General features: G+C 46.8%; 17 protein-coding genes. 12 read left to right on the top strand and 5 right to left on the bottom strand.

All coding sequences use genetic code 11. From position 1 onward, the window contains the following. Positions 1 to 102: 102 nt before the first annotated feature. From MHI25_RS09935 to MHI25_RS09925, 3 genes are all read left to right on the top strand, one after another. Entirely contained in the window at positions 103 to 426 is a 324-nt protein-coding gene (locus MHI25_RS09935) for a YtrH family sporulation protein (protein ID WP_036678886.1), read from the top strand. 5 nt (positions 427 to 431) lie between these two features. After that, positions 432 to 932, top strand: a complete 501-nt coding sequence (locus MHI25_RS09930) for a DUF4044 domain-containing protein (protein WP_038569663.1) — start codon at positions 432 to 434, stop codon at positions 930 to 932. Positions 933 to 1,015: 83 nt separating this feature from the next. Then, complete coding sequence (locus tag MHI25_RS09925) at positions 1,016 to 1,330, top strand: YtpI family protein (protein WP_340395345.1); 315 nt, start codon at positions 1,016 to 1,018, stop codon at positions 1,328 to 1,330. Between the two features lie 134 nt (positions 1,331 to 1,464). Here MHI25_RS09925 and MHI25_RS09920 read toward each other — a convergent pair whose 3' ends face one another. Beyond that, positions 1,465 to 2,799, bottom strand: coding sequence for a DRTGG domain-containing protein (locus MHI25_RS09920; protein ID WP_076124897.1), 1,335 nt, complete (start codon positions 2,797 to 2,799; stop codon positions 1,465 to 1,467). Positions 2,800 to 3,099: 300 nt separating this feature from the next. Here MHI25_RS09920 and MHI25_RS09915 point away from each other — a divergent pair, with 300 nt between their 5' ends. Continuing rightward, positions 3,100 to 3,876 (top strand): hypothetical protein, encoded by a 777-nt coding sequence (locus MHI25_RS09915; RefSeq protein ID WP_340395344.1) that lies wholly within the window; start codon positions 3,100 to 3,102, stop codon positions 3,874 to 3,876. 188 nt (positions 3,877 to 4,064) lie between these two features. Next, the gene (locus tag MHI25_RS09910; protein WP_175617313.1) at positions 4,065 to 4,205 is read left to right on the top strand and encodes a hypothetical protein; all 141 of its coding nucleotides are present in this window, start codon (positions 4,065 to 4,067) and stop codon (positions 4,203 to 4,205) included. A gap of 613 nt (positions 4,206 to 4,818) precedes the next feature. Here MHI25_RS09910 and MHI25_RS09905 read toward each other — a convergent pair. Then, on the bottom strand, positions 4,819 to 4,971 hold the full coding sequence (locus tag MHI25_RS09905) for a hypothetical protein (RefSeq protein WP_340395343.1): 153 nt from the start codon (positions 4,969 to 4,971) through the stop codon (positions 4,819 to 4,821). A gap of 83 nt (positions 4,972 to 5,054) precedes the next feature. Further along, complete coding sequence (locus MHI25_RS09900; RefSeq protein ID WP_076184273.1) at positions 5,055 to 5,336, bottom strand: hypothetical protein; 282 nt, start codon at positions 5,334 to 5,336, stop codon at positions 5,055 to 5,057. A 198-nt stretch (positions 5,337 to 5,534) separates the two neighbouring features. Between MHI25_RS09900 and MHI25_RS09895 the strand changes: the two genes are divergently transcribed. After that, a complete protein-coding gene (locus MHI25_RS09895; RefSeq protein ID WP_076124891.1) occupies positions 5,535 to 6,110 on the top strand; it encodes a hypothetical protein in 576 nt (191 codons plus the stop codon). Positions 6,111 to 6,228: 118 nt separating this feature from the next. On the opposite strand, the gene MHI25_RS09890 is transcribed toward MHI25_RS09895, so the two are convergent. Beyond that, positions 6,229 to 6,567 carry a YlbF family regulator gene (locus MHI25_RS09890; protein WP_036683973.1) on the bottom strand — a complete coding sequence of 113 codons (339 nt, stop codon included), beginning with the start codon at positions 6,565 to 6,567 and terminating at the stop codon, positions 6,229 to 6,231. A gap of 435 nt (positions 6,568 to 7,002) precedes the next feature. Between MHI25_RS09890 and MHI25_RS09885 the strand changes: the two genes are divergently transcribed. From MHI25_RS09885 to MHI25_RS09860, 6 genes are read left to right on the top strand one after another with little or no spacing between them, the layout of a single operon-like run. Then, the gene (locus MHI25_RS09885) at positions 7,003 to 8,370 is read left to right on the top strand and encodes a YheC/YheD family protein (protein WP_076124889.1); all 1,368 of its coding nucleotides are present in this window, start codon (positions 7,003 to 7,005) and stop codon (positions 8,368 to 8,370) included. 10 nt (positions 8,371 to 8,380) lie between these two features. Then, positions 8,381 to 9,547 (top strand): YheC/YheD family protein, encoded by a 1,167-nt coding sequence (locus MHI25_RS09880; RefSeq protein ID WP_076191142.1) that lies wholly within the window; start codon positions 8,381 to 8,383, stop codon positions 9,545 to 9,547. Continuing rightward, the gene (locus tag MHI25_RS09875; RefSeq protein ID WP_036683976.1) at positions 9,548 to 10,921 is read left to right on the top strand and encodes a YheC/YheD family protein; all 1,374 of its coding nucleotides are present in this window, start codon (positions 9,548 to 9,550) and stop codon (positions 10,919 to 10,921) included. Next, entirely contained in the window at positions 10,918 to 12,030 is a 1,113-nt protein-coding gene (locus MHI25_RS09870; protein WP_036683979.1) for a YheC/YheD family protein, read from the top strand. Before MHI25_RS09875 ends, MHI25_RS09870 begins: the two co-directional genes overlap by 4 nt. A gap of 26 nt (positions 12,031 to 12,056) precedes the next feature. Further along, positions 12,057 to 12,575 (top strand): GNAT family N-acetyltransferase, encoded by a 519-nt coding sequence (locus MHI25_RS09865; protein WP_076124882.1) that lies wholly within the window; start codon positions 12,057 to 12,059, stop codon positions 12,573 to 12,575. After that, on the top strand, positions 12,557 to 13,687 hold the full coding sequence (locus tag MHI25_RS09860; RefSeq protein ID WP_076184268.1) for a YheC/YheD family protein: 1,131 nt from the start codon (positions 12,557 to 12,559) through the stop codon (positions 13,685 to 13,687). The genes MHI25_RS09865 and MHI25_RS09860 overlap by 19 nt, the downstream gene beginning before the upstream one ends. 77 nt (positions 13,688 to 13,764) lie before the next feature. Here MHI25_RS09860 and MHI25_RS09855 read toward each other — a convergent pair whose 3' ends face one another. After that, the gene (locus MHI25_RS09855; RefSeq protein WP_076191140.1) at positions 13,765 to 15,150 is read right to left on the bottom strand and encodes a sugar ABC transporter substrate-binding protein; all 1,386 of its coding nucleotides are present in this window, start codon (positions 15,148 to 15,150) and stop codon (positions 13,765 to 13,767) included. Positions 15,151 to 15,239: the final 89 nt, after the last annotated feature.

Raw genomic sequence — 15,239 nt, 5'->3', positions numbered from 1 at the left:
TGAAACTATTTTATCATATTAAAGGGGGACCCGCCCATAGAATGGATTAAGAGCATAAGGACAGGCAAAGCTTGTAAATGCCTCGTCCGGGAAGGGGCCTGTATGAGCATTTTTATGAGCAAAGCTATCCTCGACTTCTTTATCGCCTTCGGCATCGTGCTTGGCGGAGCTATGCTCGGCGGAATCGGCGCCGTTGTATCCCTGCAACCGCCGACGCAAACGATGCTGGATGTGGCAGATCGGATTAAAATATGGGCACTAGCAGCCGCTGTAGGAGGTACTATGGACCCCTTACGGGTCATTGAAAGCAACATGATTGGAGGCAACCTCTCCCCCGCCATCAAACAAATCATGTATCTTGCCTTCGCTTTTCTAGGAGCCCATATGGGCAGTGAGCTAGTAAAATGGGTGTGCGGCAGGGGGTAACGCCAGTGAGAGTTCCACCATTCAGTCGTTTTCGCAGATTCACCCAGATCTCCGCTATATTCATGCTAGGGATCGTCGTAGGAGCTGTCATATACAATGCTATTTACCATGTAGGATATAACGTATTATGGCTGCATAATCAAGATCTGCGTGTACAGATCGAGCAATATCAAAAAGATATTCAGACACTCAAAAAATACAATAATACCTCAACCGTGATCAGAGAAATCAAAATTCGATCGGAGGAAAGCAAATCCAAAGAAGATACCCCACTTGACCCCGTAACTGTAAAATTAATCATAAGCCAAATGGGCTCAGATCTGGAACCGATGCGCGGCCGCAGCATGTTCGATATTGATACAGACAGCAAACTGGTTAGACTGCTGTTGGATGGTAAGCTATACATTGTGCGTGACAAGGAATACTCTGTCAAAATCCGAACCATGCTCGTCATGGAAGGCGTCCTGCAAATCTGGGTAGAAATCAGTCCTTTTAAGCGCAGCTGACAGCCATCGTGTGATACAATAATGGACAGACGTGGAAATTACTTCTTGGCTACTGCAAGACACGATAAAGGAGCTGGCTGTCCATGGTTTTATTTATCAAGTATTTATTGTTTATCCTGCTGGTGATCTTTGTAATCGGTGCCGCTGCGTTCAGCATATCCTCCCGCCGTGCCTTAAATCCCCAAGATAAAGGACTGAAACGCTCCGTCATGAATGTGATGCTCGGTGCTATGCTCGTAACGCTGTCCTTGATATCCATGTTTTTGTTTCGCGGCTCTACCGTTAATATCATTGTTGAAGCTGCCTTTCTGCTGATTGGTGCGTTCAACATCTTCTCGGGGCTACGCAGCTATAGTTTTTACAGCCGTAGTCGCAGCCGCAGCCAGGAACAACACTAGTCGAAAACTTAGCTGCTGTTCTGACGGAATAGAAAGAATAAAATAGACTCCCCTCTCTTTCAATGATGAGGGCAGTCTATTTAGCATGTATACGATCCTATTTACCGTATGCTATCCAGCTAGCAAACCATTTTTTAGCCATGATCAATGGATTGCAGCATCAGAACAGCTTTGGCTACCAGAGTATCCGAGTGGCTGATCTCAATTTCAAGCTTACAGGTACGGCGGCTGATTTCGAGCAGTCTCGGCATTACAATGATCGCATGTTCGATCTGTACCGGTCGGATAAAATAAGTGGACATATTATCTAGTACATAATCATTTCCTGTGATGTCCTTAGCTGCTTTAAATGCCGAGAGCGTCATAAGCGTAGACAATATTCCTTCAGAAATCGTCCCAAGATCCGTGGCCATCTGCGGCGTAATAAAGCCATGGAAGAACAATCGTCCCTCTTCGTCCCGCTCATCCGCAAAACCATTCCAAATGAGATGATCAAAAGTCTCTCCCAGCTGAGGTTGATTCCGGACATCGCGTAAGCTTTGCAGCACTTCTTTACGGGTTAGGGAGCCTACCAGTTTACGGTTACGGTCCACTATGGGTAGAAAATCCACACCTTCCCACATCATGATCTGGGCCGCGGAGGCTAGTGAGGTTTGCAGTGCAGCCGTAACCGGACTGCGGATCATCGCTTTTTCAATGATCTGGCCTTCCGTCAATTCCTCTACATCGCGGCGACCGATAATGCCGATGACTCGGTTCCATTCATCCGTAACGGGAAAGCGCTGCTCTCCAGTTTCCTCAGAAACCTGTCGTAGCTCGCCGACGGTACTAGAGATTTTCAACGTATTCAGGCGCGGTTTGCTGTCGATAATATCCTCTACCAGCATAATTTTTTTCTTTATCAATCTATCAAAAATGGCACGGTTAATCATTGAAGCGACGGTAAACGTGTCATGTCTCGAAGAAATAATGGGAAGATCCAGCTCGTCTGCCAATGCCTTCACTTCACGGCTCGTCCCAAAGCCCCCTGTCACCAGAACCCCCGCACCCTGCTCCAGCGCTAGAGAGTGAACATCATCGCGGTTCCCTACAATCAACAGACTGTCAGCATCTATATAACGGATCATTGCATCGACCTTCATCGCCCCGATCACGTATTTATGCAGATGTTTATTTAGTCCACTTGCCCCGCCGAGCACATGCCCTTCAACAATATCAACTACATCGCCAAACGTCAGCTGCTCTGAAATGTTCCGAGGTTTCTTTTCTACACGAACTGTACCAATCCGTTCCTTCGTGATGACTATCCCGAGATTCTCAGCTTCCTTCACTGCACGGTAAGCAGTCCCTTCGCTGACTAACATTTCTTTGGCGAGCTTGCGAACAGATATTTTGGTGCCTACCTTAAGACCTTCAATATGCTGCAGCAGTTGCTCGTGTTTAGTAATCGCATCGCCTTGACCTTCCAACTGTTACACCCCCATGCTCCGATCTGTACTATACTGTACCTATTATACACGGATAGAATGGCTCAGTACAACCGATTCATAAGCTTCGAATTCGAATTTCACTCTCCTTACACAATCTACGATTAAGGTAGGTATTGCCACATAGTAAGTTTGAAAACCACCTTAAAATCGAATTTTTTGAAACTGAATATCTCTGATGCGTTTTAAGCTGACCTTAAACATTCGCTGCCTTTATTTAGCAACCTTTTCCTCTTTTTTATAGTCTGAGAATTAAAGAATGTGTAAAGGAGCATTGAAGAGATGAACAAGACCGCTTTATTACTACTTACTATTACTTTGCTTTTTATAGGACTGGTCGGCTGTGGAAATACGGGAAACGAAGTAAAACAAGCAGGCCAGATTGAGTTGGATGCAAATAATATAGTTTCTATTAACTTAATTGAAAAAAAACAGCCCATGGCCACTATTTCGGATCCATCCTCGTTTGAACGTTTCGTTCAAGCCATAACTACTGCTGAATATGATAGAGGACAACTAGATATTGCTCCCAGCGATTATAGAACCACTGTGAACATGAAGGATGGCATAAGTTATGAGTTCTCCTTTTGGATCGGCGGAAGTAACAGTGGGTTACTCATTAAATCCAGACAAATGGGCCACTATCGTCTGTCAGATACCAGCAAAAAAGATCTATTGGACTTGTTTCAATCAACTTTTAAAGAAGATAAGATTTCATCAGAAGACACTGCTAACCCACAGCCCCCAAGTGTTCAAGTTACTGTTGGCGGTGAGCGGTTCGAGTCTATTCAAGGCTCTTATTGCTGGAACGACAATGGCAAAGGCGTATGTGTGGATATGGCTTCTTACGATGAATTGGTTTCCAAACAAAAGGTACATCCTAAAGCCATCAGCGGTGATCGGGTAGAACTCGAGTTCTCATATGCACCCAAAGAGATAGAGGTTATGGCTTCATTTCCTCGTGAGGAACGACCGGACGAAACCCTTTCTGTGGACAAAAATAGTTTTCAACTCGCAGCAGGTAGCGGCAGACATCTGTATATCATCCATGCAAGATAGCCTCAGGGAAGCGCCAGTTATGTATTTGAAGTAGAATGCTCGGTCAGTAAAAAGTAATCGGTTTGTTTTTGCTCAACAAGTGGCGGGATGGTCGCATGATGGTAGGATGGGAGGATGGGAGGATCATATCCATCCTCTCTACGATCAGGAAAAAAGTTTATACTATCGACGTGAAAGGAGCTGAGCTTATGCAATTTCTTGTTATACTCGCGGTTCTCGTTCCTGCAGTGTGGTATTACGCGGCTCTCGGTAAACGGATATCTGCAGAAGAAAAGAAGGCTGGAAGAGATCTCACGAATGAGATCAATCCTTTTACGGGTGGAAAATAACATTTAGCCCCCTGCTAGCAATGCAGGAACATATTAAAGCCCACTGGCTTAGGCTAGTGGGCTTTTTCGTATGAGTGTCTTTTGGCGCGGCAGTCTACGTTATTTGTGCCTCTCTTTTCGCCACTTCTGTGCTTTCCGCAGCATTCTAAGGCATTTTTGCCTCTCTTCGCACCATTGCCGCGCTTTCCGCAACATTCTGAGGCACTTATGCCTCTCTTTTCGCTACTTCTGCGCTTTCCGCAGCATTCTAAGGCATTTTTGCCTCTCTTTTCGCCACTTCTGCGCTTTCCGCGGCATTCTAAGGCATTTTTGCCTCTCTTTGCGCTACTTCTGCGCTTTCCGCGGCATTCTAAGGCACTTATGCCTCTCTTTTGGCTACTTGCGCGTTTTGTGCGACATTCTACGGTATTTATACCTTTCTTTTGGCTACTTTGGTGTTTTGTGCGGCATTCTACGGTATTTATACCTTTCTTTTGGCTACTTTGGTGTTTTGCGCGGCATTCTACGGTATTTATACCTTTCTTTTGGCTACTTTGGTGTTTTGTGCGGCATTCTAAGGTATTTACACTTCTCTTTTTCCCACTTTTGCGTTTTGCTCGACATTCTGAGGCACTTATGCCTCTCTTCGTGCCACTTCTGCGCTTTCGGCGGCATTCTGAGGCATTTTTGCCTCTCTTCGCACCATTGCCGCGCTTTCCGCAGTATTCTGAGGCATTTTTGCCTCTCTTTGCACTACTTCTGCGCTTTCCGCAACATTCTGAAGCATTTATGCCCCTCTTTGCACGAATGCTGCGCTTTTTCAAGAGATCTCGAGCTAATCTAGCTTTTTAGTATCCGATGCCAACTCTATTATCTTTGCGAAACTCTAGTTTCTTCATTCCACTTTGTCTGCCATTGCTCCAGCTTTGCTTTTCGCACAGCTTCCAAACGTTTGGACTTTTCTTCATCAACCCCGATAATAAAATGCAAATGTGCCGCAATGACCATAAACGCAAAAAGTGACCAGACGACTCCAAAACCAAACACCCAGCTCGGTCCATTCGCAAGCGAAAGCTTCGGCAGTGCATACAAAAGCATGGCCAACGCCAGCAACAAATAGATACCATGTTTGAACTTGTTTCTTTTTCTCATTAATAACAGCTCCTTCGTAGACAGGATATTCGATTGAATCTATATCTCTACTCTATGAACATGAGGCGCGTAATATGAGACAAGTCCATTAAAAAAAATATATACCTTTTCAAAATTATGTATAAAAGGTTAGCATTTATATAGCAAGAGACGCTTATATATGAGATGATGATTTCATTTGGGGGAGGCGTTTTTGAATTGAATGCAGCTTATAATCATACCGAATACATAATTCGCAAAAAAGTATTTTCGATCATGGGTGCGAAACTTCATATTTTTGATAGCTCTGAGCAGCTTGTGCTCTATTCGCAAATGAAAGCGTTCAAGCTTAAAGAAGACATTGCACTTTATACGGATGAGTCCATGCAGAAGGAGCTTCTGCGCATAAAAGCCCGCAACGTGGTCGATTTTAGTGCTACTTATGATGTACACGATACAGAGTCCGGTGAGCATATTGGTGCTTTTCGACGTAAGGGTCTCAAATCTATTTTGAAGGATGAATGGATTATTCTTGACCGTCATGATCAGGAAATCGGAAAAATCAAGGAAGACAGCACCGCGATGGCTCTACTGCGCCGCTTCATCGCTATTATTCCGCAGAAATATAATATCGAGATGGATGATACTACGATCCCTGCATTCAAGCAAAATTTCAATCCATTTGTCACCAAAATTATGGCTGACTTCTCGGAGGATCGAAAAGGCAAGCTTGATCGCCGCTTAGGTTTGGCAGCTGGTATTCTTCTCTGCGCAGTCGAAGGTAAACAAGATTAGGTTGAGATTGGGTCGAGCTTGAACTTAGGCTAGCCCTATAGTCACAGCCACAAGAAAGAGGGTGTTTCCAGAGCCACCGGCTTCGGGAACACCCTCTTTTGATTTTCATTGCTAAAATTTATTCGCCGTACAATTGAGACAAACTCTCGGTGATAATTTTATTTACATCCTCGATTACAACGCTCAGACGGCGTTCCGCATCGAACAGACGACGAATGCCAAGATTCAAGTTAAGCACCTCGAACAGCTTCTCCATCTTTTCCATTTCTTCTTGTGGAGGCATTTCTCCGCTCATCATCCGTTGTTGCAGCTCCATCTGACCTTGGCGGAAATTGTCCAGCATCGCTTTCGCTTCAGGATCTGTTTCTACGACCTTCATGGCATTTCTGATATCCGATACCTCGCTGCTCTCTTTAATGGCTTTCGCCAATTCATGTGCTTTGTCGTGAATGCTCATTATGATTCCTCCTAATAATTTTGTTAGCGTACACTCCTCAGATCGTCTTCGTACAAAACTCACTTCGAAAGCTTACGCTTAAGTTTTGTTAGCGTACACTTCCTATCGTCTTCTTACAAAACTCACTTCGAAAGCTTACGCTTAGGTTTTGTTAGCTGCTGCTTCCTGAATCTACTCTGCTCTAAAAACTCACTCCGAAAACATACGCTTAAGTTTTATTAGCAGCTGCTTCCTGAATCCACGTCGCTTCAGTTTCCAATATTCGCTCATTCCATACTTGTTTCGCTTCTTGGGCCGAGCTTATGAAATGACTGGGCAAGGTTTTTAGCGGTTAGGTCAATCACCAAGGGTCATCTGTCTCCATATGATGAATGATATGTAACCCTTAGCTACCAAATTGCCGGCATCATGCTGCCTACCGGAAGGAGATCCACGATGTCCCAATTCAAGATCCCGGTCCATACGGTCAACTCGGGCATCCTGCAGGAAAACGCTATAATGCTTGGCGAAAAATCCATGAAAAGACTCAAAATCCCGTCTCACGGAACACTCCAGCTGGCATTCGGCTCTTTCCGGCAGGAGGTTACCATTATCTCGGCTCCCAAATCCGACATCCTGCGTGTAAGCGAAGGACTGGCGCAGCGGACCGGATGGAAACACCGACAAACCCTCAACGTTTCTTACAGCTCTGTAAGCCGCACCTTGCGGCTTGGACCGTTGATCGGCGTGCTCGTCAGTCGTGACCATCCAGATAATCTCGACAGGTTGTTTGGACCCATTACCATGTTCTGCCGGGAATTGACAAATGCCTGCCACACACAAGGCGCCTATGTATATTTCTTTACCCCGGAAGCGCTGGAAACACGCAGTTCTTCCATTCAGGGCTGGGTATACAACGAGGGTTGGAGAAAAATGAGTCTGCCCATTGCCGATGTAATCAACAATCGGTTAACGACGCGAAAGGTGGAGAATAAACCTAGCGTACAGCATTTTTTGGCGGATGTAAAATCACGATATGGAACGCATTTCTTCAACGAAAAATTTCTTGACAAGACAGAGGTATTTGAAGCTTTAGCGCAAGACCCTTCCCTACAGCGGTATTTACCTGAGTCGCATGCGTTGAACGGCTTTGCCGTAATGAAGAAGATGTGCAGCCATTACCCAAGTGTATTTTTGAAACCTGTACGAGGCAGTCTCGGCAAAGGCATACTTCGTATCTCTAAAGAAGAAGGCGGAGGTTACCGTCTGTTGTCTACTACCTCCATAGGTACACGCAAGCAAAGCTACACCACTCTCGCTAAATTGTACCAGTCCATCGCTCCCAAAATGAAGACTACTCGATACCAGATTCAGCAGGGATTGCCTTTGATGGAGCTAGGAAGGCGGCCTGTAGATTTCCGGGCACTTGTTCAGAAGAATGGCAGCGGCAAATGGGGGGTTACCTCCATTGTCGCCCGCACCGCCGGAAGCAATCACTTCGTGTCTAATTTAGCTAGAGGTGGCAGTCTCAGCACAGTAAAAGAAGCGGTTAGCAAGAGCAGTCTTCCTCCGGGCGCAAAAGAAAACGTTCAGCTTCAGCTGCCCAGAGCAGCACTTGCCATTGCAAGAGGGGTCGAAACCTTTATCCCCGCTCATTTCGGAGAGCTCGGAATCGATCTGGCACTGGATCAATCAGGACGAATATGGCTCTTAGAGGTTAACTCCAAGCCCTCCAAGAACGATAATACACCGTTAAATGATCAAAAAATAAGACCGTCCGTCAAGCAAATGATTTTATATTGCCGTTACTTGGCCGGTTTATAAGGAGGACACGATGACTGAAACAGAAGTGGGGTTCCTCGGCATTATGACAGGCCGCCGCAACGGGAATCCACCGATCGCCGAGCCAGAGTTTTGCAGTCATTTATGCCGGGCAGCTCCTCTATACAGCCTAAAAGTCCTCGTATTTCATCCAGACGGAGTAGCGGCAGACGGGTCCTCCATTACCGGCTATACCTGGAAAGATGGAAGCTGGCAGAATACCACTTCTTCACCGCCAGATATTGTCTATAATCGCTGCTTTTACGAAGGTCCTAAAGAAAGAAAAGAAGCTTCCGCTGCTCTCTCTACTCTTCATCGTTCCTTGCCTTGGTCTCGAGGTTTGCCAGATAAATGGGGTGTACATGAGATATTGAAGCGCGACCGGAGAGCAGCGGCAATACTGCCGGAAACTGTACTCTATACCGGTACCCGCAGGTTAAGTACAATGCTTGCTGAAAGAGAATATGGAGTCTTTCTAAAGCCCAAGGCCGGCACCCATGGCAAACGTACATTACATGCCATACTGCAAAACAGAGGTATGAGAGTTCGAGGGCGTGACGGTACAAATACACCCTTTCAATATGTTTTCGACTCACAGGCTGAAGGACTGAACTGGATTCATGAATTTATCGGCTCACGCCGCTATATTATACAGCCTTTCCTGCACCTAACGAATAGTAAGGGGCAACCGTTCGATGTGCGTGTATTGATGCAAAAGAATGGCCTTGGCCGCTGGACTCTTACCGGCATGGCCGTACGGCTGGGTAACCAAGGTTCGCTGACTTCGAACCTGCATGGCGGCGGAACAGCTGTTTCTCCCCTGCCTTTTTTGCTTGCTGAATATGGTCAGGGTGGAAAAGACATCATGCATGAGCTTGCTGCAGAAGCTGCATACTTACCTCCCCTACTGGAGGCTGCATGCGGCAGGCTTGGAGAACTCGGCCTTGATTTCGGTATTGATTCGAGCGGTCGGATTCATTTACTAGAAGCAAATTCCAAGCCAGGGCGCACGGTATTCCGGCTGACGGGCGACCGCCGGGCTGCTAAGCTCGCCGCCGAGAATCCACTGTCTTATGCGCGCCATCTACTGCTCACACAACGACGGATACCATCCCTATCTACGGACAGCTCCGTTACAAACGGGAGAATGATAACAATGGTTCCTAAGGAGGATTCATAAATGAGTCTCACTTTTTGCAATGTGCATTTCACTAAGCAGCCCCAAAGAGTTGTATATGTATCAGGTGCACTGATGAAAAGCTTGAAGTTAACCGGGAAAAAAAATATACGCTTAAGGCTCGGTAAAGATGCCACCCCGACCATGATCAAGCCCATCAAGCGCGCCGGAAATCACCTATATCTCGCCTCAGGCGTAAAAAGCGCTATCAAGGTTCCGAAATCAGGCGGTGTCTATTTACGCAATCTACAGAATGACGAGGTGCAGCTAGGACCTTTAGTTGGCATATTGTCCGATGGTCCTGCTTCTTCGTCTCAGCCCTTCGGTTCTCGCACAGGGTTCATCAAGCAATTGCTGCGGGAAGGCAGCAACAAATGTTATATATTTGCCTTTATGCCGCGTGACATCAACTGGCAACAGGAACAGGTCTATGGATATTTTTTGACCTCAAGCGGTAAGTTTGAACGAAAAATGGTCCCTCTGCCTGATGTTGTCTATAATCGATTGCCCAGTCGGAGAGCTGAGACCTCACCCTATATCAACCAACTTCGCGAACGATTTATGCGGAAAAGAATTCCATACTTTAACTGGAGCTTTTTCAATAAATCCGATATCTATAAGCTTTTAGAAAATGATGGGGCGGCAAATCGTTATGTACCTGAAACCCACAGCAATCCGTCCACGGAAAAAATGAGAGAAATGCTGGATCACCATCATTTTGTATACTATAAACCTTCTGCGGGAAGTCTGGGTCACGGCATTTATCGGCTTACCTATCTCCCGAAAAAGGGGTATTTTGCCCGCTACCGCCGCGGTGGAAAAAACGTTCTTTTACGCTTTACCACCTTTGAAGCCCTTATGCGTATGCTTCGTTCGCGTCACGGTCAAAATCTGCAAAATTATATAGTTCAGCAGGGAATACGTCTCATCGAAATAGATGGCTGCCCGATTGATTTCCGGTTCCATATGCATAAAAACGGCAGTAATCAGTGGATTGTAGTCGGCATAGGCGCTAAAAAAGCCGGCCGTGGCAGTGTCACCACTCACCTTAAAAATGGAGGAGCATTGCTTACACCTCAGCAAGCACTCGGACGTGTATTCGGCGCAAGAGCTGACGAAGTACTGCAGCGTGCAAAGACTACAGCCATCAAGCTGGCAGAATCACTAGAAGTCCAGCATCGTCATTTGCTCGGTGAAATTGGCTTTGATCTCGGAATTGATCAGGATGAAGACATCTGGATGTTCGAGGCCAACGCCAAACCAGGTCGTTCCATCTTCCGTCACCCTTCCCTGCGCGCTGAGGGCAAAGCTTCCATCGAGCACATTCTGGAGCATTGTCTATACCTCAGCAAATTCCGCAGGAGGGATGAGATGTGAGCACCCATAATCCGGAAGATACAAAACCTGTTATTGCCATACTGACAACCAGCGATAAAGTACGGCAATTTAATGGCAACCGCAGCAACTTCCGGGACATTATTCGCACAGGCAAAGAAATGGGATTTCTTGTCTACGTCGTCACTGTCCGTGACCTCAAGCTTGAGGAACGGATGGTGAACGGATATGTCCCATCGTCCAGCGGTAAAATCTGGTACAGCATTCCTGTACCTCTTCCACAAATCATTTATAACCGAATTCCCACCCGTGAGGATGAGGAAAAACCTGCTGTGGTACGTAAAATAGCTCAATGCCTGGAACATCCAGGCATTAAGCTATATAATCCATATTTTTTCAATAAATGGAGTCTCTTCGAATGGTTGAGGGGTTCGCACTCCACCTCAAAGCATGTTCCAAAAACGAGACGATTACGCAGTGCAAACACCCTTACTGCCATGCTGAACCAGCATACCAGCCTCTACCTTAAACCAGAGAATGGCAAAGCAGGAAAAGGAATTATGCGCCTAAAATATCGTGCAGATACCGCTTTGCCTTACCGGCTCCAAATTCAAAGCGGCAAAAAAAATGTGACGTACAAAGCAGCTTCCATGGACCGGCTCTGGGCAAGAATCGGAAAAGAAAAAGGAATCTCTCGTTATATTGTGCAGCAGGCTATTGAACTGGCGACTCATCGGGGAAGACCGTTTGATCTGCGGGTGCTGCTGCAAAAAAACAGCAGAGGCGGCTGGGGAGTCACCGGAATAGGTGCACGCCTCGCCGGTGCCCGAAGTATAACGACACATGTACCACGCGGCGGTAGTATTGAAGAGCCTGCCAGCATGCTGGAAAGTACATTTGGAACCGAAAGAGCAGCCATGATCCTGAAGAGTGTGCCTACAACCGCCCTTCTTATCGCTAGACAAATTGAAAGAGCTTCTGATTCTATGCTCGGAGAGATGTCGATGGATCTGGGTGTAGATGAGAATGGGGGACTCTGGTTCTTTGAGGCCAACTCCCGGCCGATGAAATTTGATGAACCCGCGATCCGCAAGCTGTCCCTAGAGCGAATCTTTCACTACGGCCAGCATTTAGCGCGCCAGTTTAAATAGAAATCATTAAAAGGATGTGACACAGCATGCAGATATCCTCCATCTATGACACAAATGCCAAACAGTGGAAATCACGGCTGGCTGGACTGCTTGAGTTTATAAGAGCGCATGGGGAGAAGCGAATCACAAACCAAGCTTGCAAAGTACTGGCCCGATTAACACCGGATCAGTTGTCAGAGCCGGGTATCTCGCTGCTTGTCGCCACCGTACGCGGTCAGAATGGGCGCCAGCTCGCAGGAGTCAGCTTCGTATCCGGATTCGGTGCAGAAGCCTGTCTTGTCGCTGTGCACCCCTTCTACCGGAATAGACATACCGGCACTGCCTTAATGGCTGCCCAGCTGAAACGCCTCGGGCATCTGCAATGCAGTGTTGCCTGCGACAATACTGCTAGCCTAAAGATGTGCTTCAATATCGGCCTTGCTGCCGACACACTTACCACTGGTCCTACCGGCAAGCCAACATTACTGCTCCGGTCACCCCATCATACCGGCAGCACTACTATTTCTCCACAAGAAGGTGAACTCCTGTGCCAGAGCCCGTCTTAGGCATTCTTACTTTATATATTAACGAAGCTAAGCAGCTTGAAGAAAAGGCCGTGTACCGGAGAATGATCGTCGAGGGCAAACGAATTGGCTTGGATGTCTTTGTGTTTACCCCCATGGATGTTCATCCCAGCAAAGAGCAGATCCATGCCCTTGTCTTTGATCCCAAGAGCGGAAAATGGTCACGCAAATGGCGTTCTTTTCCGAATATGATTTATGACCGTTGCCGTATTCAGCGCAGCTCACGCTTTCAGCAACTGCTTCGTTTCCGAGAACGCTACAATCATCTGTTATTTCTGAATCGTCCACTGCGCAACAAATGGACCATTCACCAAACATTTTCACAAAAAAGCCGTTTCCGGCAGCATATGCCAGAAACTTTACTCTATCAGTCCTCTGCCGACCTGCGCCGGATGCTGAAAACCAATTCAGTAGTCTATATCAAGCCGGCAAACGGCACAGGCGGACGTGGCATCCTCAGAATTGAGAGAATGAAGGATGGGCGTGGGGTATATGATATTCAAGGCCGTCGCCAGGATCGCCGAATCATTCCCACCCGTAAAGTCTCTTCTACTCGGCTGGATTCCATCGTACGGCAATGGTGTATCGGCGGACGTTTCCTTATCCAACAGGGGATCCCATTACGTCTGCCGGGCGGACGTTTCCATGATTACCGGATGCTCGTTCAAAAGAATGGGCAAGGTGTCTGGGAACTGACAGGTATGGCAGCACGGGTCGGTGCAGCGCGGAGTGTAACCTCCAATCTTCATGGCGGTGGTCATGCCGTTCGAGCGGAAACGCTGCTGAAGGAATGGCTGGGCAGTCAGGATAAAACCGATAAGGTCATGAAGACTGCCGAGAGGTTGGGCCTTGATGCCGCAGCCTTCTTGGAAGAAAGTTACGGAGCCTTATGTGAGCTTGCATTGGACCTCGCCATTGATCGCGAAGGTAAAATTTACGTGCTGGAGGTTAATCCCAAGCCCGCCCGTGAAGTGTTCGCAAGATCAGGTGACGGAACCACATACCGCAAAGCCCTGATTCGCCCTCTAGAATACGCGCTGTGGCTCTACAATAACAAAGGAACCCCGAGCACAGCTAAAACGACTGAGGAATAAAAATTATCATAGTAGTCATCAAAAAAAGACGCCACTAGCTCGTATTAATACGGAGCCTAAGAGGCGTCTTTTTCGATTTATTTGGCCAATGATCCCTGCAGGGAACCTGCATTGAAGTCCGGCTGTGCTTCGATATCGGTGTCACCTGCGGCTTTGGCTTTTTCAAGTGCCGCATTATAGCGAGTATTCAAGTCCTGAAGCTCTTTATCTAAATCTCCACCACCAAAAATGTATCTATTGAAGACATCAACCTTCTTTAGTCCTTCCAGACGTCCCTCACTGATAACCATCGGAGTCGCTGGATAAATCCCGTCTAACTTCGTAGGCAGAAAATCTTCAATTCCTGCAATGTCTGGTGCCTTGGCAACAGTAGCAACCGATGGGATAACCGAAACCCCATACCCTGCTTCCTGGTAAGCAATCTGCACATCATCACTGTACATCCATTCAATAAACTTCCAAGCTTCTTCCTTATGCTTCGAATCCTTGCTCATAGCCAAATAACTTCCTGCAATAACTTGGCTGACACCCTTCTGCTCCCCGTCAATGGTTGGAGGAATCGCAGCTGCCCAGCGAATTTCAGTTGGGAATTGGGTTTTGTAGACCGTCGGCTCAACGGAATGGTTGAAATACATACCGATCTTGCCTTGAGCAAATTGCGCACGCAGCGGGTCGATATCAAGCGATTCCGATCCTGGCATCATGCTTCCATCCACCTTAATCTGCCGCAGCGCCTCAGCAACCTCTTTATAGACGCTAAAATCAAATTGCCCGGTCTGGAAGTCGAAGCCCTCTGTGCCCTTAGTCTTGCTAAGTGTTGTTATTGGATAAGCGATACGCTCAAATCCGCTGGTACTTTTGAAATTACCCGCGAAGCCGTAAGCGCCTATATCTTTTCCCGCTGCCGTAATTTTCTTGGCATCCTCGACCATCTCTGCGAGTGTGGTAGGCGGCTCTGTAATGCCAGCCTTCTCGAACAAATCTACGTTATAGATGAGGCGCCAGAACTGACCGATATTGGGAAGGCTATATATTTTGCCGTCAACGGTATTTTTCTCGTTGATAAGTACGTTCTCGAACCGGCTCTTCATCTCTGGTGAAATGTAGCTATCAAAAGATTCCAGATACCCTCTTTTGACCCATGTTGGCACGTTATAAGTATCCACCCGGAGAATATCAGGCGCCTGCATGCTGGAGAAGGCAATATCCACCGACTGCGTATAGTTCTCTGCCATAACCTTCATTTCAATCTCGATATTGGGATTAAGACCTTCATACTCGCTGATCTTTTGCTCAATAAAATCAGAATCATGACGATCAATGGTCCAGTAGACCAATTTTGTTTTTTCGGAGTTTGTATTGCTGCTGCTTACCTCCGTATTAGATTCGGATGATGAACAGGCGGCCAACGAGCCAGCCAGCATCAGCGAAACTCCAGCTAATATCCATTTGTTTCTTTTCATCTAAAATGCCTCCCTTTTCTTTTGAAATCGCATTCATTTCTTAAGAAAATTATAATTCCACTGCCCTTTTATCAGTGAAGGAGAAAACA

It is taken from the genome of Paenibacillus sp. FSL E2-0177 (assembly GCF_037992975.1).
GTDB classification, from domain to species: domain Bacteria; phylum Bacillota; class Bacilli; order Paenibacillales; family Paenibacillaceae; genus Paenibacillus_AQ; species Paenibacillus_AQ odorifer.
This window is presented reverse-complemented; position numbering and strand designations above follow the sequence as displayed.